We start from the raw sequence: 20,077 nt of genomic DNA on the forward strand, positions 1-20,077 counted from the left end.
ACTCCCGTAAGGAGTCAAGGTGCTTTTTGCTCATGACACCGAGGCTTCGTTGATGGCGGCCGCCGAACTGGTCAACACCGCCCACGAGGACCCCGACGCGCTCCTCGACGTCACCGAGTTCGCGACCCGCTGGGGATACACCGGCCGGGTCACCGGCGACCGGGACGAACTCGACGCCGTGCGGGCGATCCGGCCGCGCCTCGAGAGCCTCTGGCACGCCGACCGCGACCGGATCGTCGCGGAGACGAACGCGATCCTGCGTGAAACCGCCGCGCTGCCGCAGCTGGTGGCCCACGACGGCTGGGACTACCACCTGCACGCGGTGCCGCCGGAAGCGGACCTCGCGATCCGCATCCAGGTGGAGACCGCGATGGCCCTGGTCGACGTCGTCCGCATGGACGAGCTCGGCCGCATGCGTGTGTGCGCGGCCGACGACTGCGAGGACGTGCTCGTCGACCTGTCGAAGAACCGGTCGCGCCGGTTCTGCAGCAACACCTGCAGCAACCGGATGAACGTCGCCGCGTACCGGGCGCGGGCTAACGCAACTCGTCGAGGAGACGCTCGAGCGGAACGTCCGGATCGTCCCTGAACGCAGCCCACCGGGCGAAGAGCGCGGCAGCTCCCTCGGCGACGCCCGGAGGGAGGCCGATCTCCGTCGCCGCGGCGGCGATCTCACGCATCTCCGGAGCCCAGCGCCAGGCCCGCGCACCCACGCCGCTCAGCGACGCCGGCTCGGCGAGCGGGGTGTCGGGCAGTTTCGCACCGGCCAACGCCTCCAGCTCGGTACGCACGCCGTGGGCGTCCGCCAGCGCGTAGGACTGCGCCGCCAGCGCGAAGGTGATCTTGTTGTAGGCCGAGAACGCGAGCTTGAGCGCGGACGCCTGCCCGACCTCGCCGCCCAGCACGCGGGCCTCGACCGCCGTTCCGTCGAACAACGCGGCGATCGTTCCCGCGTCCGCACCGGACAGGTAGAGGACGGTTCGGCCCGGCCCACCCGGTGGTGGCCCGACGATGCCCCCGTCGACGGTCGGAAGCGTTCCCGCGATCGCGCGGGCCCGGGACGGCGCGATCGCGTTGGCGTCGACGAAGCGGCCGTCGAACCCGGTGGCGGCGACGGCGGCCGCGACCGACGACGACGCCGCGGGTGGGCAGACGCTCAGGATCACCGGGCAGCTCGACGCCAGCTCGTCGAGCGTCGCCACCGGCCGCAGCCCGGCGGCCTCCGCCCGGCGGCGCGTGTTCGCTCCCCGCCCGGCCGTCACCCAGTACACGGCACGCCCCGCCGCGACGAGCTCACGACCGATGGCCGCGCCCATCGCGCCCGGATGCAGAACTCCGATCGGCTCCACCCGACCGACCCTACGGCCTAGCCGAGCCCGGCGCGGTGGGCGATGGCCACCAGCTCGGCCCGGCTGCGTGCGTCCAGCTTCGTGAGGATCCGGCTGACGTAGGTCCGCACGGTTTCGGGGCTCAAGTGGAGCGCGCGGGCGATCCGGGGGTTGTCGTCGCCGCGCGCGACCTCGCACAGCACCTCGAGCTCGCGCGCGGTCAGCCGGTCGAGGCGCCGATCGGGCCGGGGAGCGCCGGTCGCGGCGGCGCGCGCCATGAGCCGGCGGGCGACGTCGGGGGCCAGTGCGGGCTCGCCCTCCGCGGCCGCGCGTACCGCCGCCCGGAGCCGCTCCGGCGTCAGGTCCTTGAGCAGGTAACCGTCGGCGCCGACGCGGAGCGCGCCGACGATCTCGGGATCGCTGTCGAACGTCGTCAGGATCAGCACCGCGGTGCCGCCGCACGCCGGGTCGGAGCGGATCGCGCTGGTGGCCGCGATGCCGTCGGTGCCCGGCATGCGCAGGTCCATCAGCACGACGTCGGGACGTTCGGCGCGCACCAGCGCGACGGCGGCAGCGCCGTCCCCGTCGTCTTGCACCCGGACGGTGAGACCGGTCTCCGGTTGCTGCACGTCGATGCTGATCGTCGCCCCGTTGGAGTGACGCATCGCGTTGGTGACCGCTTCCTGCACGACCCGGTGGACCACCGGCGCAAGCTCGGGCGCCACGACCGGCGAGGCGTCGACCCGGACCTCGAACCCGGCCGTCCGGGCCGCTGACACCAGCGGCTCCAGGTCGGTGGACGCGTCGGCGCGCAGGTCGCGGACGGTGGACCGCAACTCGGCCAGTGCTCGGGTGACCGCGTCGCCGACGTGGACCAGCGCGGCGTCGGCTGCGGCCGGTTCGCGCCGCAGCTCCTGACGCACCACGTTCGCGTGCACTGCGGCCACCGTGAGCGTGTGGCCGAGCGCGTCGTGCAGGTCGCGAGCGAGCGCCTGTTTGTGCTCGGCCAGGCGCCGAGCGGCCTCGAGCTCGATCTGCCGCCCGGTCAGCGCGTCGATCCGGCGGCGGGCCCGGACCAGTTCGCCGAGCACGATCGCCGCGGCCATCAGCGCCGCGTGACCGATCGCGTCGTACAGCACGACGAACCGGAAGTCCTGTCCCTCGGCCAGCCGGAAGCCAACCGAGACGGCCAACGCGATCACGGCGGCCGCGACCGCCGAGACCCGGCGCCCGGCCTCGGCTGCCGACCAGAGCGCCGCCGCCAACGGCACCGCGACCCCGATCGCGGGAAACCCGGCCGCGTAGTACGCGAACATGCCGAGCACGGTCAGCACCAGCACCGTGCGCGCGTACCGGCGCCGCCAGATCATCAGCGTGCCGAGCCCGGCCGCCCACACGTACGCGACCCCGCTGTCGTTTCCACCGTGACCGGCGGAGACGATGATCGCCAGCACCGCGGAGACGCCGACGGCGACAGCCAGGTTCAGCCCTCCTCCGCGCCGCCGCCATCGTGAGCAGCCTCGTCACCGGGCTGGCGGTCGGCGCCGTCTGCGGGGCGGTCGCCTGGGGTACCCGGCAGGTGCTCGGCTCGCGTTGGCGTGGTTGATTGGTACCCGCACGAACCAACCCCGAGGAGGCACCGTGGAAGCGTTCCGCAAGGCAGCCGAGGCCGGGGACGCCGCGGCCGTCGAGGCGCTCCTCGCCGACGACGTGGTGTTCCACAGCCCGGTCGCGTTCAAGCCGTACGCCGGCAAGCCGCTCACCGCCGCGATCCTGCGTGCCGTGCTGCGCGTCTTCGAGGACTTCCACTACGTGCGCGCGATGTCCAGCCCGGACGGTCGGAACCACTCGCTGGTCTTCCGGACGATCGTGCAGGGCAAGCAGATCGAAGGCTGCGACTTCCTGCACCTGAACGACGACGGCCTGATCGACGACCTCACGGTCATGGTGCGCCCGCTCTCCGGCGCCCAGGCACTGGCCGAGGCCATGGCCGAGCAGTTCCCCCGCATCCAGCAGGAGGTCGCCGCCGGGTGACGACCTCACGGATCGGGTTCGGCGCGATGCATCTGGCGGCCGCCCCGGCGGAGGCCAGGGCTTCCGCGATCGCGGTCGCGCGGCGGGCCGTCGAGATCGGCGTCACCCTCGTCGACACCGCCCACCTGTACGGCTGGGGCGCCAACGAGGAACTGCTCGCCGAGGCGCTCCACCCGTACCCCGACAATCTGCTGATCACGACGAAGGTCGGCGTGGTGCGCACCCCCGACGGCGGTGAGATCTGCGGCCGGCCCGACGTGCTGCGCCACCAGGTCGACGAAGCGCTGCGCCGGTTGCGCCTCGAACAGGTCGAGCTGCTCCAGCTGCACCGCGTCGACCCCGACGTTCCCCTCGCCGATCAGGTCGGCACACTGCGTGAGCTGCGCGAAGAGGGCAAGATCGGCCGGATCGGGCTGTCCGAGGTCACCACCGCGCAGCTGGCGGACGCACGCACGATCGTCGACATCGCCAGCGTGCAGAACCGGTACAACGTGCTCGACCGCGAACACGAGGCCGTGCTCGACGCGTGCACGGCGGCGTCGATCACGTTCCTGCCCTGGCGTCCGGTGCACCCGCTGCTCACCGCGCCGTCGATCGTCGGGACGGCCGCCGAGCTCGGCGCCACGCCGGCCCAGGTCTGCCTCGCGTGGCTGCTGCACCGCTCGCCGGTGATCGTGCCGATCCCCGGGACGACGTCGATCCGCCACCTGGAGGAGAACGTCGCCGCGGCGGCGCTGACCCTCACCGACGAGCAGTTCGAAAGGCTGTGAAACGCCGCATGTTCGCGAAACCCCTGGGCGACGGCGCGGAGCTGCGTCCGCTGGAACCCTGGCACTCCGAGGAGCTCCTGGCGAACGTCGACCGCGGCCGGGAGTCGATCGGCCGCTGGATCCGGCTCGCCGACGCCGTGACCGACTCGGCGTCGGCGCACGCGTTCCTGCGTGACTACGCCGAGAAGGCCGCCGCCGACACCGGACGTATCTTCGGCATCTGGCTGCACGACGAGCTGGTCGGCGGTGTGCTCTTCCGGATCATGGACATCCCGCGCGGGTACGCCGAGGCCGGCTGCTGGCTCCAGCCGTCCGCCACCGGCCGGGGGCTCGTCACCCGCGCCACCAGGGCGATCATCGACTGGGCGATCACCGAACGCGGGATCCACCGGGTCGAGTGGCAGGTGTCGACGGGCAACGACGCCAGCATCGCGGTCGCGAAGCGGCTGGGCATGCAGCGCGACGGTGTCCTGCGTGAGCACTACCTGTTCCACGGCCGCCGCGACGACATCGAGATCTGGTCGGTACTGGCCCACGAGTGGCGCTAGCGGCCGGAGGCCAAAACTACGACCCGCGGCGTTCCCGACGCGCCACCGCGTTCGCGTGCGCCACCCCGATCAGCCGGTCGACCTCGGCGAACGTCCGCTCGGGGTTGAGCACGCTCACCCAGCCCTGTGCGGCGTACACCGGGTGCGGCAGGACCTCGTCCACGATCGAGTGGTCGACCCCGTCGGTCGCGCCGAACAGCCGCTCGAACTCGCGGCGTCCGACGTGGAGGTTGAGCCGCACGACGTCGGGCCGGTCCAGCCGCGACTCCTCGTCGAAGCCCGGCATGTCGCGGATGACGATCGTCGCGAACGGCTGGTACTGCTGTTCTTCACCGAGGTAGAAGAAGTAGTTCCCCCAGTTGCTCTCCGGCGCCTCCGAGCCGTACTCGACGTACAGCTGACGCACGTCGGGCCGGCGGCTGATCAGCCCGGCCCACCCGGCCGCGATGTTCCGGGCCAGCTCCGACACCGTCTCGGTGGGGTCGGGCGCCTCGCCGGGAGCCACCGCGACGTGCAGGAACGCGTCCGCGGACGCGATGTCCTCGTCGTCGAGCGGAAAGTACAGCTGGTTCGGCGAGTCGTCGCGACGGACCAGCCCGGCGGTGGCCTCCCGGGCGGCGGCCCCGCTGATCAACCGCTCGCCCAGGGCGTCCAGAGCGTGCTCGTAAGTAGTGGCGGGAGGGGCCGCCAGGCGGAGAGCCGGGGCCGCGCCGAGGCTCCCGAGCACGACCGCGTAGCGGTCGGCGAGCAGCGCGGAGAGGATCGAGCCGGCGCTCGCCCACTCCAGTTCCTCCGCCCCCATCCGCATCCGGCTCGGGTTGCGCTGCACGTGGCGGTTGTGCGCGTGCAGGAGCGTCGGGCCGCGGTGCTGCTCGATCGCCCGGATGTCGAGCATGTTCTGCGCCATCCACGCGTCGCGGACCGCGGACATCCGGGTGAGGCGGTCGGGCCCGTCGATAGCGGTCTGCGCGTGGTAGCGCAGCAGGTTGACCGCGGCGGTACCGCTCGCGTGCACCCGGTGCCAGGCCCGCAGCGAACTGGCCGCGACCAGCCGCGGAGCCGACGCGTACAGCGCGCCGATCAGGTCGTCGGCGTGGGCTCGTAGTGCTGTGGCGCGGTCCGAGCCGCCCAGCGAGGCCGACGGGTCGAACACCTCGTCCCAGGGCTCGTCGTCGCCGAGGAGCCCGTCCAGCTCGTCCCAGCGTTCCGGCGCCACGTACGTGCAGAGCTCGTGCAGGTAGCGGCGCGGGCTCGGCGCGCTGACCGTTTCGGTGACGGCGTCCATGCCGTAGAACGTGAGCGGCTCGGGGTGAGCACGCATCCACTCGACCAGCTCGCGGTTGGCGTCGAGCGCTCCCCAGCCGTGACTGAACGCGTCGGGCGTCCAGGAGTCGGCGCGGCCGCTGACGTAGTCGTCGATCGCGATCGCCGCGACCCGGTCGGTCTCCAGCGCGATCGAACGGAAGCCGCGCTCGACCAACGCGGCGAAGATCTGGTTGCGTTCCTCCGGGAAAACGGGAACGGCGTGGCTCGGCTCGCCGACCGCCAGAACGGTCGGGTCGTTCTCCAGCAGAGCTTCCAGTGCGGTGTCCATACCCTTGAACCGTATCGTTGAACGAGCGGTTGAGACTTCGCCGCGTTTCACTCGGGAGTCGTGCGCTGAAAGCTCAAACGGGGGTACAGACTCACCGCCCGGTGGACCTGGCCCGTGAACACGGACTGACCGCCCAGGCGGTACGCAACTACGAGCAGCGGGGCGTGCTCCCGCCCGCCTCGCGCACGGCGTCGGGCTACCGGATCTACACCGATCTGCACGCTCGCGCGCTGCGCGCGTTCCTCGCGCAGCTCCCCGCCCATGGTTACGCGACCGGCAGCACGATCCTCCGCTCGATCAACGACAACCAGGTCGACGACGCCCTGCGCGCCGTCGATCGCAGTCATGCCCTGCTGCTGCGCGACCGGGAGACGCTCGACGCCGTCTCGGCCGCCATCGGGCTGCTGACGTCGTCCCCGGTGCGGTCGGAGCAGGTGTTGCCGGTGAGCGCGGTGGCCCGGCGGCTGGGCGTGAGCCCGGCGACGCTGCGCAAATGGGAGCGTGCGGGCATCCTCGTGCCACCGCGTGACCGGGCCGGTTACCGGCTCTACCGCCCGGACGACGTCCGGGACGCCGAACTGGCCCACCTCCTGCGCCGCGGCGGGTATCTGCTCGGGCACATCGCCACCGTGGTGTCCCAGGTGCGTGGCGCCGGGAGCGTCGAGGCGCTGGCCGCCTCCCTGGCCGGCTGGCGCGACCGCCTCACCGACCGGGGCCGCGCGATGCTGTTCGCGGCGGCCGCGTTGAACGAATACCTCCGATTCCGCGAGTCGGGTGCAACCGAACCGGGACGTCAGCGTGTTCCCAGGTAAGTGCCGCTCGACGATCGGGGGTCGCCGGTGGAGACGGAGTTCGCGGACTTCTATGCCGCGCACTTTCCCTCGCTGTGCAAACAGCTCTACGCCTACACCGGTGACCGGGGCGAGGCCCAGGAGCTGGTGCAGGAGGCGTTCTCCCGTGGCTGGGCCCACTGGCCGAAGATCCGCGGCTACGACGATCCGGCCGCGTGGGTGCGCACCGTGGCCTGGCGGCTGGCGGTCAGCCGGTGGCGTCGGGCCCGGCGCGCGTTCGCGTTCCTGGCCGGGCAGCGCGAGGAGCCGGCGGTGCCGCCGCCCGACCCGGCCCACGTGGCCCTGGTCGCGGCGCTCGCGACGTTACCGCCGAACCATCGCCGGGCGATCGTCCTGCACTACCTGGCCGACGTTCCGGTGGCCGAGATCGCGGCGAGCGAGCGGGTCGCCGACGGCACGGTGAAGTCCTGGCTGCACCGCGGGCGAACGGCACTGGCCGTCCAACTCGGGGAGAGGACCGCGCGATGAGTGAGTACCTCCGGGATCTACGCGCGGCCGCCGACGAGCCGTACCGGGGCCCCGGCCCGGCCGCCGCCCGTGCGCGAGCGGCCACGCGCCGAAGGCGTCGGCGCAACGCGGTGGTCGTCGCCGCGGTGCTGGTCGTCGCGACAGTGGTCGTCGGCTTCTGGCCCGAGCGTCCGGCGCGGCTCAAGCCGGCCACCCCCACCAGGACGTCGTCGGCGGTCGTTCCCGAGCCGCGGTTCCCTCCCACGGGCTCCGCGACCCCGGGAGACCGGGACGTGCCCGACGACTGGCGCATCGACTGGGCCAACTCGATCATGAACCTGCCGACGAACGACGGCTGCCCGCACCAGCGGGTGCGGTTCGTCGACGGCAAGGCGACGTTCGCGCCCTGGCAGTACTCGATCGGCGAGCCGGTGTACGGCGACTTCACCGGCGACGGCCGGGACGACGCGGTGGTGGTCGTCGAATGCCACGGCGACGCGGACGTCGGCGGCCCGGAGAGCCGCCAGGTGGTCGCGGCGTTCACCAGCAACGAGCGCGGCGGTCCGAATCCGCTGGAGGCCCTCTACTCCGGACAGGAGTACGTCCGGCCGGTGGTGACGATCGCCGACGAGGTGATCACGCTGGAACTGCGGTACGAGGGCGGCCCCTGGCGGATCGAGGAGTACCGCTGGAACGGCCAGCAGATGAACCGGATCAGCGTCACGCAGACGCCGCGCCCGCGCTAGCGGTCCACTCGTCCCGGGTGATCGCGTACTCGACGTCGCCTTTCTCGTCGCCGGGGATCTTGTCCGGCCAGTTGTCGTAGCAGGCGCGCACGAACCGCAGCCCGGCCTTCTCCATCACCCGGCGTGACGCACCGTGGACGGCCAGCGCCTCGGCGAACACCCGCTCGACGCCGAGGTCGGTGAACGCCTTGTCCACGAGCGCCTTCGCGCCCTCGCTGGCGTACCCCTTCCCCCACGACGCCCGCCGCAGCCGGTACCCCAGCTCGATGCCGTCGCGCGTGGTGCCGTCGGCGCGGACCGGCTTGTCGTTGGGGCGCAGCAGGAACCAGCCGAGGAAGTCACCGGTGGCCTTCTCGATCGCCGGGAAGTACCCGAACCCGGGGTACCGGTCGTAGAACGAGAACCAGCGCGGCAACACCTCGTCGCGGAGCACGTGGCGCGGGGTGGGTCGTCCGCCGGTGACGAACCAGGTCACTTTCGGGTCGCTGTCGAGTTCGACGATCGCGTCGAGGTCGTCCGGCGTGGCCCGGCGCAACAGCAGCCGGTCGGTCTCCAGGAAAATCTGCATTGGACCATTGTGTAACTCACGCCCAGACGTCCACCTCGAGCGCGTCGCCGACCGAGATCTTGCCGCCGCGCACCACCGAGATCTTGACGCCGAACGCCAGTCCGCCGGGCGCCCGACGGTAGGTCGCGAGCGTGCGGAGCGGCTCCGGGCCGCTTTTCCGGCCGGTCCGCTGGTCCACGGTGACCACCGCGCACCGCAGGCAGAGCTTCGCGAACGCCAGCTCGGCGTCGCCGACCCGGAAACGCCGGAGCCGGTCCTCGATGTGCGGCTCGTCCCAGCCGTCGACGACGACGTTGGGCCGGAACCGGGTCATCGGCAGGTCGTGGCCCAGCCGTTCCCGGAGGCCGCGGAGCGAGGCCAGCGACAGCAGCATCAGCGGCGAACTGTCGGCGTAGCTCGCGGTGCCGTCGGTCTCCCCCTTGGTGACCCGCTCGTGCTCGGGCGGGACACGCATCAACCGGTAGGTGCCCTCGAGCACCGTGCCGAGCCAGTCGGCCACCTCGTCGCCCTGGTCGATACCGGTGAAGGGGTCGCCGAACAGCGACACGGGCGTTCGCGGGCCCGACAGGTCGATGGGCACCACGCACGGTTCGACGTCGGGCGCGCGCAGCGTCAACGTCGTGCCGTCCGCGGCGACGGCCGGCTCGATCACCGCCATCCGCGGGAGCACCCGCTGGGTGCGGAAGTCACCGTCGGCGTCGGTGATCAGGAACGCGCGGTCGTGCGCGGGGCCGGCCGGGCCGACCACCAGCGAGCCGGCCGCCGCGGCCGCGCACGACTTCACCGGGTAGGAGGCCAGCTCAACGATCGTCGCCACGGTCCGACTGTATTGCCGCCGCGAGTTCGGCCGGGTAGCTCAGGGCGACCAGGTGCCCGCCGGGGACGATCTCCGGCGTGATCCCGAGCCGCTCCCGGGCGACGCGGACCTGGAAGTCGACCGGGAACAGCCGGTCGTCCCGGCTGGCGATCACGCGGGTGGGAACGTCCGGCCAGGCCGGCCGGGGCCACGGCTTCTCGAACGGGGTGCCGGACTGGAACTGGTTCTCGTCCGCTCCGGTCGCGACGACGTCGGCCGGCACGTCGTGCAGGAACGTCACCGCCGGGTCGAACTCCGCGTCCGGGTCGCGCCCTTCACGCCGGTCCAGTTCCCGCTGGGCGGGCCCCTGCCCGGTCGCCGTCCACCATTCCCCGCCGCTCTCGCCCGGCGTCGGGATCATCGCGTTGACCAGGACCAGGCGCGCGACGGGGATCCGGTCGCACACCAGCGGCACGGTGAACCCACCCATCGACTGCCCCACCAGCACCAGGTCGTCACGCTCCCCGATCGCCGCCGCGACGACGTCGGCGTACTCGTCGAACCCGGCGCTGTCGTCGGTGGCCGGCAGGTCGACCGCGATCGCGGTGTGGCCCCGCTGTTCGAGGAGGGGGACGACCCGGCTCCAGTACCAGGCGCTTCCCCCGGCGCCGGGAACGAGCCCGAACGTCGTCATGCGGTCCCTCCGGCCAGCGCGCCCGGGAACCGGGTCTCGAAGTCGAGCACGCCGACCCAACTCGGGCGCAGCGCGATCCGGGCCATCCGCACCCCGGGCTGATCGAGGCCCGCGATGTTCGCAGCGCCCTGTTCCGGGCCGTAGTAGCGGTGGTGCGCCCGGACGTACTCCGGCACGAGGCCCTCGACGTCGGTGACCGCGACCCGCCCGCGCAGTTGCAGCACGTGCGGCGGCGGGCCCGCGGTGTCGATCGTGACCGCGACGTCGGGCGAGGCCTTCAACGCGCGGATCTTGGCCGCGCCGCCGAACGTCGCCATCACCAGATCGGTGCCGTCCCAGGTGAACAGCATCGGGAGCACCCGGGGCGTGCCGTCCGGGGCGACGTACGCGAGCCGGGCGAGCTCGGTGGAGGCGAGCAGGTCCTCGGCCACCGGATGCGTCAGCAGACCGGTGTCTCCTTGCGGCGGGTTCGTCATGAAGCCCCTCCCAATCTGGTGCTAATTTAGTACCAGAGGGTTCGGGAACAATACAATTCCTTCATGGCGCGCACGTACGACGACCCCTGCGGGCTGGCCCGCGCACTGAACCTCGTCGGTGACCGGTGGGCGCTGCTCGTCGTCCGTGAGCTGCTGCTCGGGCCGAAGCGCTTCACCGACCTGCGACGCGGGCTGCCCGGCGCGAGCCAGAGCATGCTGACGCAGCGGCTCGGCGAGCTGGAGCACGCCGAGGTGCTGCGGCGACGGCAGCTCGGCCCACCGACCCGCGCGGCGGTCTACGAGCTCACCGAGAGCGGCCACGCGCTCGGGCCGGCGCTCGTCGAGCTGTCACGGTGGGGAAGCCGCACCGCGCTCACCTCCACGGCGGAGCTGTCGGTCGACGCGCTGGCCCTGGCCCTGCGCACGACGTTCGATCCGGCCGCCGCCGGCGACGTGTCCGTGCGGTGCGCGCTCGTGCTCGACAACGACCGCCTGGTCGCCACCGTCGACCGGGGTCAATTGGACGTCACCCGCTCCGACGCGCGGGACGTGGACGCCGAGATCGAGTGCTCGGCGGCCACGTTGCGCCAGTTGGTCTTCACCGCCGCCGACCCGGCGTCCGCACCGGTCACCCTCCGCGGCGACCAGGCGCTGGCGCCCCGGTTCCTCCGGTTCTTCCCCCGCCCCGCCCCTCGGGTCAGCTGAGGTCGGCGCGGGTCAGGCGCAGGAAACCGACGGCGGCGGGGAGCGCGATCCAGAGCAGCGACGACGTGCCGAGCTGAGCCCACTCGACGGCCTCGACCCCGGGCCCGGCGAGCGGCGTCCGCGACTGCCCGATGTCGAGCCACGGCGACACCGGCTCCAACCCCGGCACGATCCGCCCGACGAACGTCCAGACGAACGGCACCACGTAGTACACGACGATCGCCGGCGCCGAGCGCCACAGCAGCAACCCGAACGACGTGCCGAACATCGTCGTCAACCAGTTCACGAACGCCAGCTGCAGCACCACCGAACCGGAGAACTCCCCCGAGCTCCCCAGCAGCAGCACGAACGTGATTCCGAACCCGGCCACCGTCACCAGCACCGACAACACGCTCGCGGCCAGGAACTTCGCCACGACGACACGCGAACGAACCGGCACCAGCACGAACGTCGTCAACGCGGTCCGCTGGGAGAACTCCCCGGTCATCAGCAGCAACCCGAGCAACGGCGTCAACACCGAGACCGGTTGCTGCGCGTTCGCCACCACCGATCCCCAGCTCCGGTCGGACGCGAACCCCAGCTGGAGCCCGGCCACGGCCGCGACCAGCACCCCGATCGTGACGAGCAGCGCCACCCCCGCGCGGGTGTCGACCGCTTTCCGCAGCTCGACGACGAACACGTTCATGCCGTCACCCGCAGGAACAGCGCCTCCAGGTCGTCGGGGCCGAGCTCGTTCCGCGTCCCCTGCGCCACGATCCGGCCCCGGGCGACGATCACCAGCCGATCCGCGACCCGGTCGACCTCGCCGAGCAGGTGCGACGACAGCAGCACGGTGCCGCCCCGGTCCGCGTGCGAACGCACCAACCGGCGCATCCACCAGATGCCCTCCGGGTCGAGCCCGTTCGCCGGCTCGTCGAGAATCAGCACCTCGGGGTCACCGAGCAGCGCGTGCGCGATGCCCAACCGCTGGCGCATGCCCAGCGAGTAGCTCCGGACGCGCCGACCGGCGGAGTCGGCCAGCCCCACCTCGTCGAGCAGGTCGTCGACGCGGCCGGCGTCGAGCCGGAGGACCGCGGCCGACAGCGACAGGACTTCGCGGCCGGTACGGCCACCGTGCTGCGCGGAGGCGTCGAGCAGCACCCCGACGCGGCGCCCGGGGTGGGGCAGCTCGCGGTAGGGCACACCGCAGACGAGCGCCGCGCCGGCCGTGGGAGACCCCAGCCCGCAGAGCATGCGCAGCGTGGTGGACTTGCCCGCGCCGTTCGGTCCGAGGAAGCCGGTCACGGTGCCGGGTTCGCAGCGGAACGTGAGGTCGTCGACGGCGAGCCGGTCGCCGTAGCGCTTGGTGAGTTCGTGGACGTCGATCATGGTTCCGAGACTCGGCCGGGCACGGTGACTCGCCGGCCCTGCCGTGGTCCGTGAACGCGGCTCTCGGCGCTGCGTGTTGCGTCGCGCTCTGGTGGCGCACGCGGTGGCCGCTCGCGTTGGCGCTGGTGTTCACGCCGGTCGGGGTGGTGGTGGGCGCGGCGAGCGTGGCGATCACGGTCGCGGTGTTCCACGTCGCCGTCGCGCACCGGGCGCGGGTGGCGTTGGCCGTGGCCGCCGCGAACGTCGCGACCGTGCCGCTGTTCTACGCGCTGCACACCGATCCGAAGTTCTCGATCTGGGTCGACTTCGCGCTCCGCGGTGCGTTCCTCGCCGCCGCCGTCGGCTGGGGGTCGGCCGTGCGGGCGCAGCGGCAACTGGTCGGTTCGTTGCGTGACCGGGCCGCCCGGCTGGAGGCCGAGCAGCACCTGCGCGTCGACCAGGCCCGGCTCACCGAACGCACCCGCATCGCCCGCGAGATGCACGACATCCTGGCGCACCGGTTGTCGCTGCTCAGCCTGCACGCGGGCGCTTTGGAGATCCGCGTCGACACCAGCCGCGAAGAGATCGCGGAGGCGGCCGGCGTGATCCGCGCCAACACGCACGAGGCGCTGGAGGACCTGCGCGAGATCATCGGCGTGCTGCGCGCCGAGCCGTCGGCGAGCGGCGGCGAACGGCCCCAGCCCGACCTCGGCGACCTGCCGGAGCTGGTCGAGACGGCCCGCGCCGCGGGCACCAAGGTCTCCTACGACTGCGCCGTCGACGCCCCGGCGCCGGCCACCGCCGGTCGCACCGTCTACCGGCTGGTGCAGGAAGGGCTCACGAACGTCCGCAAGCACGCACCGCACACGGCCGCGGACGTGCGCATCTCCGGAGCGCCGGGCGAGGGCCTGCAGGTGCTGGTCACGAACCCGCTGCCGCTGACACCGCACTCCGGGGTGCCCGGCGCCGGGCTGGGCCTGGTGGGGTTACGTGAACGGTTCGTGCTCGCCGGTGGCCGCCTGGAGCACGGCGCCGACGCGGACGGCCGCTTCCGCCTGGCGGGGTGGTTGCCGTGGCCGACGTGATCCGGCTGGCCATCGTCGACGACGATCCGCTGGTGCGGGCCGGGTTGCGGCTGCTGCTGGCGGCCGCGCCGGACATCACGATCGTCGCCGAGGCGGCGGACGGAGCCGAGGCGGCCCTGGTCGTGGACACGCATTCGCCGGACGTCGTGCTGATGGACATCCGGATGCCGAACGTCGACGGGTTGGTCGCGACCGAGCGGCTGCGGTTACGGACCAGCCGCCCGCACGTGATCGTGCTGACGACGTTCTCCGCCGACGACTACGTGCTGCGCGCCCTGCGGGCCGGAGCGAGCGGATTCCTGCTCAAGGACACGCCGCCACGGGAGCTGATCCAGGCCGTGCGAACGGTGGTGGCCGGTGACGCGATGCTGTCGCCGTCGGTGACCAGGCAGCTGATCGAGCACCTGGCCGATACCGCTCCCCTCCGTGGCCACGCGCGCGTGCTGCTGGATCGGCTCACGGCTCGGGAGCGGGAGGTCGCCCTCGCGGTGGGGCGTGGCTGCTCGAACGCCGAGGTCGCCGCCGAGCTGCGCATGAGCCTGCCGACCGTGAAGGCCCACGTGTCCCGCCTACTCACCAAACTCGACGCGACGAACCGCGTCCAGATCGCGCTGATCGTCCACGACGCTCTCCGGAGCTGACGTCCGCAGCGCCGTGCGCATCATCGCGACGAACTCCGGGTGGCGTCGAGGTCGCCGAACGTCTCCTCGACGAACGTCGTCACGAGTCGGTCGCGCTCGGCGGCGGAGAGCCGGGCCAGTCGGTGCATGAGAGGAACCTCCGAGGGGTCAGCGCGAGCCCGAGGTCCCGGAGCGTGCGGACCAGCTCCAGGCGCGCGACGGCGTCGGCGTCGTACTGCCGGTAGCCGGCGCCGCTCCGGGTGGTCGCCGGCACGACGCCGGCGTCGGCGTAGAACCGGATGGTCCGGACCGACAGGCCGGTCCGGCGGGCCAGCTCACCGATTGAGTACAGAACGTCCACGCGGAACAGCGTGCGGTCTCCACCAGCTGGAGCCTCAAGGGGTTAGGCCCGAGGCCGGTCGACCGGCCGTATCAGCTCGACCAGTCGACCGGCATCGCCCGGAGCACGGACCCCCGCCGACGATAACTACCGGGACCGGGAAATCCGGTTATTTGGTTACGTATTCGTTCACCTCGGGTCGGGCCTCGCGGCGCAACCGAACGAAAGCCGTGGCCAGCAGGGCGATCGTGATCACGGTGATCGCGACGTCACCGAGGACGGCCTCGGTCGGGGACGCCGGCGCGTAGTTCGGTACGACGTACGCCACGGCGGCGGACAGCACCAGCGGGCCGGAGAACGCCGCGAGCACGTGGCGCCGGCTCCAGCCGGAACGCCGCGACCACCGGACGATCACGACGACGGCCACCAGGACCACCCCGGCGTTGATCGCGACACCGCCCCAGCCCGGCACGAGGTCCGCGCTGGCCGCCGCCACCGCGGTGACCAGCGCGACCCATCCGGCCCACGGCACCCGCCGCTCGTCGTGGCGGTCACGCACGAACCGGCCCAGGGCCAACGCCGCCGCGACGAGCACGACGATGATCACCACGGCCGCGCCGAGCTGATGCGGCTCAGCGGTGAAGCCCTTGGCGGCGTCGGCATGAACGAGCAGGCTGCCGAGCACGAACAACACCCCGACGACGCCCAGCCCCCAGCGACCGAGCCACGGCTCACGACACGCCTCGGCGCCGACGATCGACTCCACCAGCACGATCGGCAGGCCGATGCTCAGCACGATGTGGTTGCCGACGTAATTGAACGCGTCGCCGACGCTGAGCCCGAGGCCGGGCACCTGGGTCAGGGTGGAGTCGCGGATCAGGCCGGCGTACTCGGTGTCGTCGAGGTAGCCCGGGTTGAACAGGGAATGATCGACCAACCCGGCCATGTGAACTCCGAACGCGGCTCCGAGCAGCGCGATCGACGGCCAGCCCAGGCCGGCCCGGCGGGTGACTTCGCGGACGAGGATCGCCGCGCCGCCGTACAGCGGGCCGAGGAACACCACCACGGGCAGGTAGTCGCGGAGCGCGAACCCACCCCAGGAACATTCCGCGGTCCACGGCGCCAGGATCCCCAGCGCGACCACGGCGGCGATTCGCCGTCGACGGGACATCGGTGACTCCTCCCAGGTTCCGCCCGGCTCTCCGCCGGCGCCTCCCCAGGTTCAGCCGAGCCCCACCCCGCCCTCAGCGCCCACAGGTAGTCCGCCCCTAGACCAAGGTCGAGGCGTGCCCGAGGATCTCGTCCACCGACCATTGGTCGTAGGCGTGCTTCCCGCGCTTCGATGCCACCACCTTGCCGCCGGGCGCGATCAGGAAGTCGGCCGGAAGCCCGAGCCGGCCGTTCGGCTGGGACAGCGACGGCATCCGGTCCCGGCGGCGGAGCCCGGCGACGACCGCCCGCGCGATCACCGGCCACACGCCGAGGCTCAGCAGCGCCCGGCTCCCCGACTCGACCCCCCACTCGCGGTACAACACCTTCTCCGGATCGGCGACCAGGTCGAACGGCAACCCGGTCGCGTGCTCACGCAGTTCCTCCGCGGGCGAATGGAACACGACCTCACCACCGATCAGCTCGCCGTCGCCGCCTTGGCGGTCGTCGACCGGCGGGACCTCTCCATGCGCACGGTCGCCGCCGAGCTCGGCATGAGCCCGATGGGCCTCTATCGCTACGTCACCGACCGGGACGAGCTCGAACGGCTGGTCGTCGACCACATCTTCGACACCGTCGACGTCCGCCCACCGGCCGGACCGTGGGAGACGCAGGTCGTGGCGCTGGCCGAGCGGGTCCGCGCCGCGTTCGCCGCCCACCCGGCCGCGGTGGCGCTCACGCTCACCCACCGGCATCGCTCCCCCGGCGTCCTGCGCTGGGCCGAGTCACTGCTCGGCGTGCTCACCGACGCCGGATTCGCCGACCGCGAGCGCGTCGTCGCGGTGCGGGCGGTGTTCAGTTACCTGGTCGGCGCGATGCAGCTCGAGCACCTCGGCCCCCTGTCCGGAGCGGGCACCCGGGCCCTGGCCGAACTGCACCCGGACGACTTCCCCCACACCAGCGCGAACGCGCGTCGCGCGCTGAGCCTGCCCGCCGACGAGGAGTTCACCGAGGGCCTGCACGCCCTGCTCCGTGGCCTGACCGGCCCGGAATCTACGCGTGCGCGTCGCTGACGTCGCGCCAGCTGTCGTGCGGGTCGCGGAGATGCTTCTCGGCCTCCACGACCGCCTCGTCGAGACTGTCGAAGATCGCCATCCACCGTTTGCCCTCCGCGCCACCCTGGGCAACTTCGACCTCGAACCGGGTGCCGTCACCGCGCACGTAGACGTCACGGCGCCCCAGCCGCCCCCATTGCTGGTTCCACCAGTGCCGGACCACTCGCATGAACACAGCTTACGAACACACGTTCGATGACGTACCCACCCTGAGGAGGGTTGATGGACGATTTACGGTTCCGTCCGGTCGCCGAGAAAGACCTCGACCTGTTCCAGCGGCTGCGCAGCGATCCCGACTTCTGGGGTCTGGGCTGGCCCGGATTCGCCGATCCGGGCCAGCCCGCCCGCCGCCTCGCCGAGGACGGTTACTTCAGCGAGACCAACAGTTGGCTCGCGCTGGAACGCGACACCGACACCGTCGCCCTGCTCAACTGGCGCACGGCCTCGCTCGGCCTGCCCGGGCTGAGCTGGGAGATCGGCATCGTCGTCGTGCCGGAGTGGCGCGGGCAGGGCATCGGCTGGCGCGCCCAGGCCATGCTCTGCGACTACCTGTTCGACCACGGACCGGTCCACCGGATCCAGGCCGGCACCCGCGTGGAGAACGTCGCCGAGCAGAAATCGCTGGTGAAGGCCGGTTTCCAGTTGGAGGGCCGGGTCCGGGCCGCGGAATTCGCCGACGGCGAGTGGCGCGACGGCCTGCTCTACAGCCGGTTACGCACCGATCCCGCGCCCGATCTCTCGTGACCCGAAGAAGCCGTGTACCTCGTCGACGAAGAGGGACGGCACCTCCAGGGCGGCGAAGTGGCCGCCCTGGTCGTACTCGGCCCAGTGCACGATGGTGTTCAGCGGCTCGGCGTACCTGCGGATCGCCACGTCCTCGGCGAAGTTCGCGACCCCGGTCGGCACGGCGGACGGGGTGGGCCAACGCCCGGAGTGCATCGACTCGTAGTACATCTGCGCCGACGACGCCCCGGTGTTCGTGAGCCAGTACAGCGTCGCGTGGTCCAGTACGTGCCGGGCGGCGATCGAGCCCGCCGGATGCGCCCAGTCGTGGAACTTCTCGCCGATCCACGCGAGCTGGCCGGCCGGTGAGTCGGCGAGCCCGAACCCCAGCGTGTGCGGCCGGCTCGCCTGGATCTGGAAGTAGCCGCTGCCATCGGTCATGAACCGCTGCCGACGCTCCAGCCGCGCCTTCTCCGCGTCGGTGAAGTCCCCCTCCGGCTCCTCGAACGGGATGAACCCCACGGTCGCCGCGTTCACGTGCACCGCCGCGACGTGCTCGGCGTCCACCCGGCCGAGGTCCGGAGCGATGAACGCGCCGAAGTCACCGCCCTGCGCGAAGTACCGGTCGTAGCCCAGACGCGCCATCAACTCCGCGTAGGCCGACGCGATCCGGTGGCTGTCCCAGCCCGCCCCGGCCGGCCCGGTGAGGCCGAAGTTCGGGTGCGACGGGATGACCAGTTGGTAGCCGGCCGCGGTGAGCGGCTCGATGACGTCGAGAAACTCCAGGACCGACCCGGGCCACCCGTGCAGCAGGATCAGCGGTGACGCGTTCTCGTGCGGGGACCGCACGTGCAGGAAGTGGATCGACTGTCCGTCGATCTCGGTGACGAACTGCGGGTACGCGTTGAGGCGGGCCTCGGTCGCCCGCCAATCGTGCGTACCCCACTCGGCGAGCAACTCGTCGAGCCAGGAGACCGGCACCCCACGCGCCCAGCCGACGTCGGGCACCTGCGACGGCCGGCGCGTGTTCGTCACCCGGGCGTGGAGGTCGTCGAGGTCGGCCTGCGGGAATTCGGTGCGGAAAGGTTTCATGGCTCCGACTCTTCACGCCAAGGAGGTCAACTTCTGTCCTCGTTGCGCGCGAGAATCAACGCGTGCTCGAAACGTCCGCCCGCCTTCTCCGGTTGCTCTCGCTCCTGCAGCAGCACCGGGACTGGTCCGGGCCACAGCTCGCCGACCGGCTCGGGGTCACCGTGCGAACGGTCCGCCGTGACGTCGACCGGCTGCGTGAGCTCGGGTATCCGGTGCACGGCACGGTGGGCAACGTCGGCGGTTACCACCTGGGCGCGGGGAGCAGCATGCCGCCGCTGCTGCTCGACGACGAGGAGACCGTCGCGGTGGCCGTGGGGCTGCGTACCGCGGCGAACGGCTCGATCGCCGGCATCGAGGAGACGTCAGTGCGCGCGCTCCTGAAGCTCGAGCAGATCCTGCCGTCGCACCTGCGGCACCGCGTGTCCGCGTTCAGCGCGGCCACGGTCAGCGCCAACCATCCGGTCGCCGTGATCTCCGCGGAGCTGCTGACGACGCTCGCCGCGGCCTGCCGCGACCACCAGCGTCTACGGATCGACTACCGGAGCCACGACGGCTCCGAGTCGCTCCGGCAGGTCGAGCCGCACAAGCTCGTGCACGCCGGGCGCCGCTGGTACCTGGTGGCGTTCGACCTCGATCGGAACGACTGGCGGACGTTCCGCGTCGACCGGCTCCGGCCGTGGACGCCGCCCGGACCGCGGTTCGTTCCACGCACACCCCCCGACCAGGACATCGGCGCCTACGCGTCGTGGGCGGTGGGGGTGCAGCAGTACCGGTACCGGGCGCGGTTCACGATGCATGCTCCCGCCGACCAGGTCGCGGCGAAGGTCGGCGCCGAGGCCGGGCTGGTCGAGGCGATCGACGAACGGTCGTGCACGCTCCGGTCCGGCTCGAACTCGCTCGACGGCCTGGCGTTCCACGTGACACTTCTCGGTTTCGAGTTCACCGTGCACGAACCGCCGGAGCTGATCGAACGGTTCCGGGTGTTGCGCGATCGCATGGACAACGCGGTCGAGTGACGGCCGACGCCGCTTGCGGGGAGCGCGAGGATG

Annotated in this window: 23 protein-coding genes and 3 pseudogenes; 13 read left to right on the forward strand and 13 right to left on the reverse strand. The window is 72.0% G+C overall.

Annotation, left to right across the window (positions count from 1 at the left end; genetic code table 11):
- Positions 1 to 19: 19 nt before the first annotated feature.
- Complete coding sequence (locus ABD437_RS11925) at positions 20 to 589, forward strand: CGNR zinc finger domain-containing protein (RefSeq protein ID WP_344648853.1); 570 nt, start codon at positions 20 to 22, stop codon at positions 587 to 589.
- Here the strand turns inward: ABD437_RS11925 and ABD437_RS11930 are convergent.
- Positions 537 to 1,349 carry an NAD(P)-dependent oxidoreductase gene (locus tag ABD437_RS11930; protein ID WP_344648854.1) on the reverse strand — a complete coding sequence of 271 codons (813 nt, stop codon included), beginning with the start codon at positions 1,347 to 1,349 and terminating at the stop codon, positions 537 to 539. The genes ABD437_RS11925 and ABD437_RS11930 overlap by 53 nt on opposite strands.
- A 17-nt stretch (positions 1,350 to 1,366) precedes the next feature.
- Positions 1,367 to 2,782, reverse strand: coding sequence for a response regulator (locus ABD437_RS11935; protein ID WP_344648855.1), 1,416 nt, complete (start codon positions 2,780 to 2,782; stop codon positions 1,367 to 1,369).
- Between the two features lie 187 nt (positions 2,783 to 2,969).
- Between ABD437_RS11935 and ABD437_RS11940 the strand changes: the two genes are divergently transcribed.
- From ABD437_RS11940 to ABD437_RS11950, 3 genes are read left to right on the forward strand one after another with little or no spacing between them, the layout of a single operon-like run.
- Positions 2,970 to 3,362, forward strand: coding sequence for a nuclear transport factor 2 family protein (locus ABD437_RS11940; protein WP_344648856.1), 393 nt, complete (start codon positions 2,970 to 2,972; stop codon positions 3,360 to 3,362).
- Positions 3,359 to 4,132 carry an aldo/keto reductase gene (locus ABD437_RS11945; protein WP_344648857.1) on the forward strand — a complete coding sequence of 258 codons (774 nt, stop codon included), beginning with the start codon at positions 3,359 to 3,361 and terminating at the stop codon, positions 4,130 to 4,132. Before ABD437_RS11940 ends, ABD437_RS11945 begins: the two co-directional genes overlap by 4 nt.
- An 8-nt stretch (positions 4,133 to 4,140) precedes the next feature.
- On the forward strand, positions 4,141 to 4,680 hold the full coding sequence (locus ABD437_RS11950) for a GNAT family N-acetyltransferase (RefSeq protein WP_344648858.1): 540 nt from the start codon (positions 4,141 to 4,143) through the stop codon (positions 4,678 to 4,680).
- 16 nt (positions 4,681 to 4,696) lie between these two features.
- Here the strand turns inward: ABD437_RS11950 and ABD437_RS11955 are convergent, their stop codons facing one another.
- The gene (locus ABD437_RS11955) at positions 4,697 to 6,274 is read right to left on the reverse strand and encodes a DUF6194 family protein (RefSeq protein ID WP_344648859.1); all 1,578 of its coding nucleotides are present in this window, start codon (positions 6,272 to 6,274) and stop codon (positions 4,697 to 4,699) included.
- A 101-nt stretch (positions 6,275 to 6,375) separates the two neighbouring features.
- On the opposite strand from ABD437_RS11955, the gene ABD437_RS11960 reads away from it, so the two are divergent.
- Genes ABD437_RS11960 through ABD437_RS11970 form a run of 3 tightly spaced genes read left to right on the forward strand, consistent with a single transcriptional unit; the run spans position 6,376 to position 8,318 of the window.
- Positions 6,376 to 7,086, forward strand: coding sequence for a MerR family transcriptional regulator (locus ABD437_RS11960; RefSeq protein WP_344648860.1), 711 nt, complete (start codon positions 6,376 to 6,378; stop codon positions 7,084 to 7,086).
- Positions 7,087 to 7,593 carry an RNA polymerase sigma factor gene (locus tag ABD437_RS11965; RefSeq protein ID WP_344648861.1) on the forward strand — a complete coding sequence of 169 codons (507 nt, stop codon included), beginning with the start codon at positions 7,087 to 7,089 and terminating at the stop codon, positions 7,591 to 7,593.
- Positions 7,590 to 8,318: a hypothetical protein gene (locus ABD437_RS11970; RefSeq protein ID WP_344648862.1), complete on the forward strand. Its 729-nt coding sequence runs from the start codon at positions 7,590 to 7,592 to the stop codon at positions 8,316 to 8,318. The genes ABD437_RS11965 and ABD437_RS11970 overlap by 4 nt, the downstream gene beginning before the upstream one ends.
- Here ABD437_RS11970 and ABD437_RS11975 read toward each other — a convergent pair.
- The 4 genes from ABD437_RS11975 to ABD437_RS11990 are packed head-to-tail and all read right to left on the reverse strand — an operon-like array spanning position 8,293 to position 10,852.
- Positions 8,293 to 8,886 carry a GNAT family N-acetyltransferase gene (locus ABD437_RS11975; protein ID WP_344648863.1) on the reverse strand — a complete coding sequence of 198 codons (594 nt, stop codon included), beginning with the start codon at positions 8,884 to 8,886 and terminating at the stop codon, positions 8,293 to 8,295. The two genes, ABD437_RS11970 and ABD437_RS11975, sit on opposite strands and share 26 nt — an antisense overlap.
- Before the next feature lie 16 nt (positions 8,887 to 8,902).
- Positions 8,903 to 9,703 carry an MOSC domain-containing protein gene (locus ABD437_RS11980; RefSeq protein ID WP_344648864.1) on the reverse strand — a complete coding sequence of 267 codons (801 nt, stop codon included), beginning with the start codon at positions 9,701 to 9,703 and terminating at the stop codon, positions 8,903 to 8,905.
- Positions 9,687 to 10,376 carry an alpha/beta fold hydrolase gene (locus tag ABD437_RS11985; protein WP_344648865.1) on the reverse strand — a complete coding sequence of 230 codons (690 nt, stop codon included), beginning with the start codon at positions 10,374 to 10,376 and terminating at the stop codon, positions 9,687 to 9,689. The genes ABD437_RS11980 and ABD437_RS11985 overlap by 17 nt, the downstream gene beginning before the upstream one ends.
- The gene (locus ABD437_RS11990) at positions 10,373 to 10,852 is read right to left on the reverse strand and encodes a pyridoxamine 5'-phosphate oxidase family protein (protein ID WP_344648866.1); all 480 of its coding nucleotides are present in this window, start codon (positions 10,850 to 10,852) and stop codon (positions 10,373 to 10,375) included. The genes ABD437_RS11985 and ABD437_RS11990 overlap by 4 nt, the downstream gene beginning before the upstream one ends.
- A gap of 63 nt (positions 10,853 to 10,915) precedes the next feature.
- On the opposite strand from ABD437_RS11990, the gene ABD437_RS11995 reads away from it, so the two are divergent.
- On the forward strand, positions 10,916 to 11,557 hold the full coding sequence (locus ABD437_RS11995) for a winged helix-turn-helix transcriptional regulator (protein ID WP_344648867.1): 642 nt from the start codon (positions 10,916 to 10,918) through the stop codon (positions 11,555 to 11,557).
- 491 nt (positions 11,558 to 12,048) lie between these two features.
- On the opposite strand, the pseudogene ABD437_RS12005 reads toward ABD437_RS11995, so the two are convergent.
- Positions 12,049 to 12,925, reverse strand: a pseudogene (locus ABD437_RS12005) (ABC transporter ATP-binding protein); the annotation flags it as partial.
- Between the two features lie 50 nt (positions 12,926 to 12,975).
- Between ABD437_RS12005 and ABD437_RS12010 the strand changes: the two are divergent.
- Together ABD437_RS12010 and ABD437_RS12015 are read left to right on the forward strand one after the other, a co-directional pair.
- The gene (locus ABD437_RS12010) at positions 12,976 to 13,989 is read left to right on the forward strand and encodes a sensor histidine kinase (protein ID WP_344648869.1); all 1,014 of its coding nucleotides are present in this window, start codon (positions 12,976 to 12,978) and stop codon (positions 13,987 to 13,989) included.
- Positions 13,986 to 14,630: a response regulator gene (locus tag ABD437_RS12015; RefSeq protein WP_344649029.1), complete on the forward strand. Its 645-nt coding sequence runs from the start codon at positions 13,986 to 13,988 to the stop codon at positions 14,628 to 14,630. Before ABD437_RS12010 ends, ABD437_RS12015 begins: the two co-directional genes overlap by 4 nt.
- A gap of 12 nt (positions 14,631 to 14,642) precedes the next feature.
- Here the strand turns inward: ABD437_RS12015 and ABD437_RS12020 are convergent.
- The 3 genes and pseudogenes from ABD437_RS12020 to ABD437_RS12030 form a co-directional block, all read right to left on the reverse strand.
- Positions 14,643 to 14,970, reverse strand: a pseudogene (locus tag ABD437_RS12020) (MerR family transcriptional regulator); the annotation flags it as partial.
- Positions 14,971 to 15,118: 148 nt separating this feature from the next.
- Entirely contained in the window at positions 15,119 to 16,120 is a 1,002-nt protein-coding gene (locus ABD437_RS12025; protein WP_344648870.1) for a hypothetical protein, read from the reverse strand.
- A gap of 97 nt (positions 16,121 to 16,217) precedes the next feature.
- A pseudogene (locus tag ABD437_RS12030) lies at positions 16,218 to 16,565 on the reverse strand (AhpC/TSA family protein); the annotation flags it as partial.
- On the opposite strand from ABD437_RS12030, the gene ABD437_RS12035 reads away from it, so the two are divergent.
- Positions 16,554 to 17,171 carry a TetR/AcrR family transcriptional regulator C-terminal domain-containing protein gene (locus ABD437_RS12035; protein ID WP_344648871.1) on the forward strand — a complete coding sequence of 206 codons (618 nt, stop codon included), beginning with the start codon at positions 16,554 to 16,556 and terminating at the stop codon, positions 17,169 to 17,171. The pseudogene ABD437_RS12030 and the gene ABD437_RS12035 sit on opposite strands and share 12 nt — an antisense overlap.
- On the opposite strand, the gene ABD437_RS12040 is transcribed toward ABD437_RS12035, so the two are convergent.
- A complete protein-coding gene (locus ABD437_RS12040) occupies positions 17,152 to 17,382 on the reverse strand; it encodes a hypothetical protein (RefSeq protein WP_344648872.1) in 231 nt (76 codons plus the stop codon). The genes ABD437_RS12035 and ABD437_RS12040 overlap by 20 nt on opposite strands.
- Positions 17,383 to 17,435: 53 nt before the next feature.
- Between ABD437_RS12040 and ABD437_RS12045 the strand changes: the two genes are divergently transcribed.
- Positions 17,436 to 17,957 (forward strand): GNAT family N-acetyltransferase, encoded by a 522-nt coding sequence (locus tag ABD437_RS12045; protein ID WP_344648873.1) that lies wholly within the window; start codon positions 17,436 to 17,438, stop codon positions 17,955 to 17,957.
- On the opposite strand, the gene ABD437_RS12050 is transcribed toward ABD437_RS12045, so the two are convergent.
- The gene (locus tag ABD437_RS12050) at positions 17,925 to 19,028 is read right to left on the reverse strand and encodes an epoxide hydrolase family protein (RefSeq protein ID WP_344648874.1); all 1,104 of its coding nucleotides are present in this window, start codon (positions 19,026 to 19,028) and stop codon (positions 17,925 to 17,927) included. The two genes, ABD437_RS12045 and ABD437_RS12050, sit on opposite strands and share 33 nt — an antisense overlap.
- A gap of 62 nt (positions 19,029 to 19,090) precedes the next feature.
- Between ABD437_RS12050 and ABD437_RS12055 the strand changes: the two genes are divergently transcribed.
- Entirely contained in the window at positions 19,091 to 20,044 is a 954-nt protein-coding gene (locus ABD437_RS12055; protein ID WP_344648875.1) for a helix-turn-helix transcriptional regulator, read from the forward strand.
- Positions 20,045 to 20,077: the final 33 nt, after the last annotated feature.

This window comes from Cryptosporangium japonicum, assembly GCF_039524755.1.
Classification (GTDB): domain Bacteria; phylum Actinomycetota; class Actinomycetes; order Mycobacteriales; family Cryptosporangiaceae; genus Cryptosporangium; species Cryptosporangium japonicum.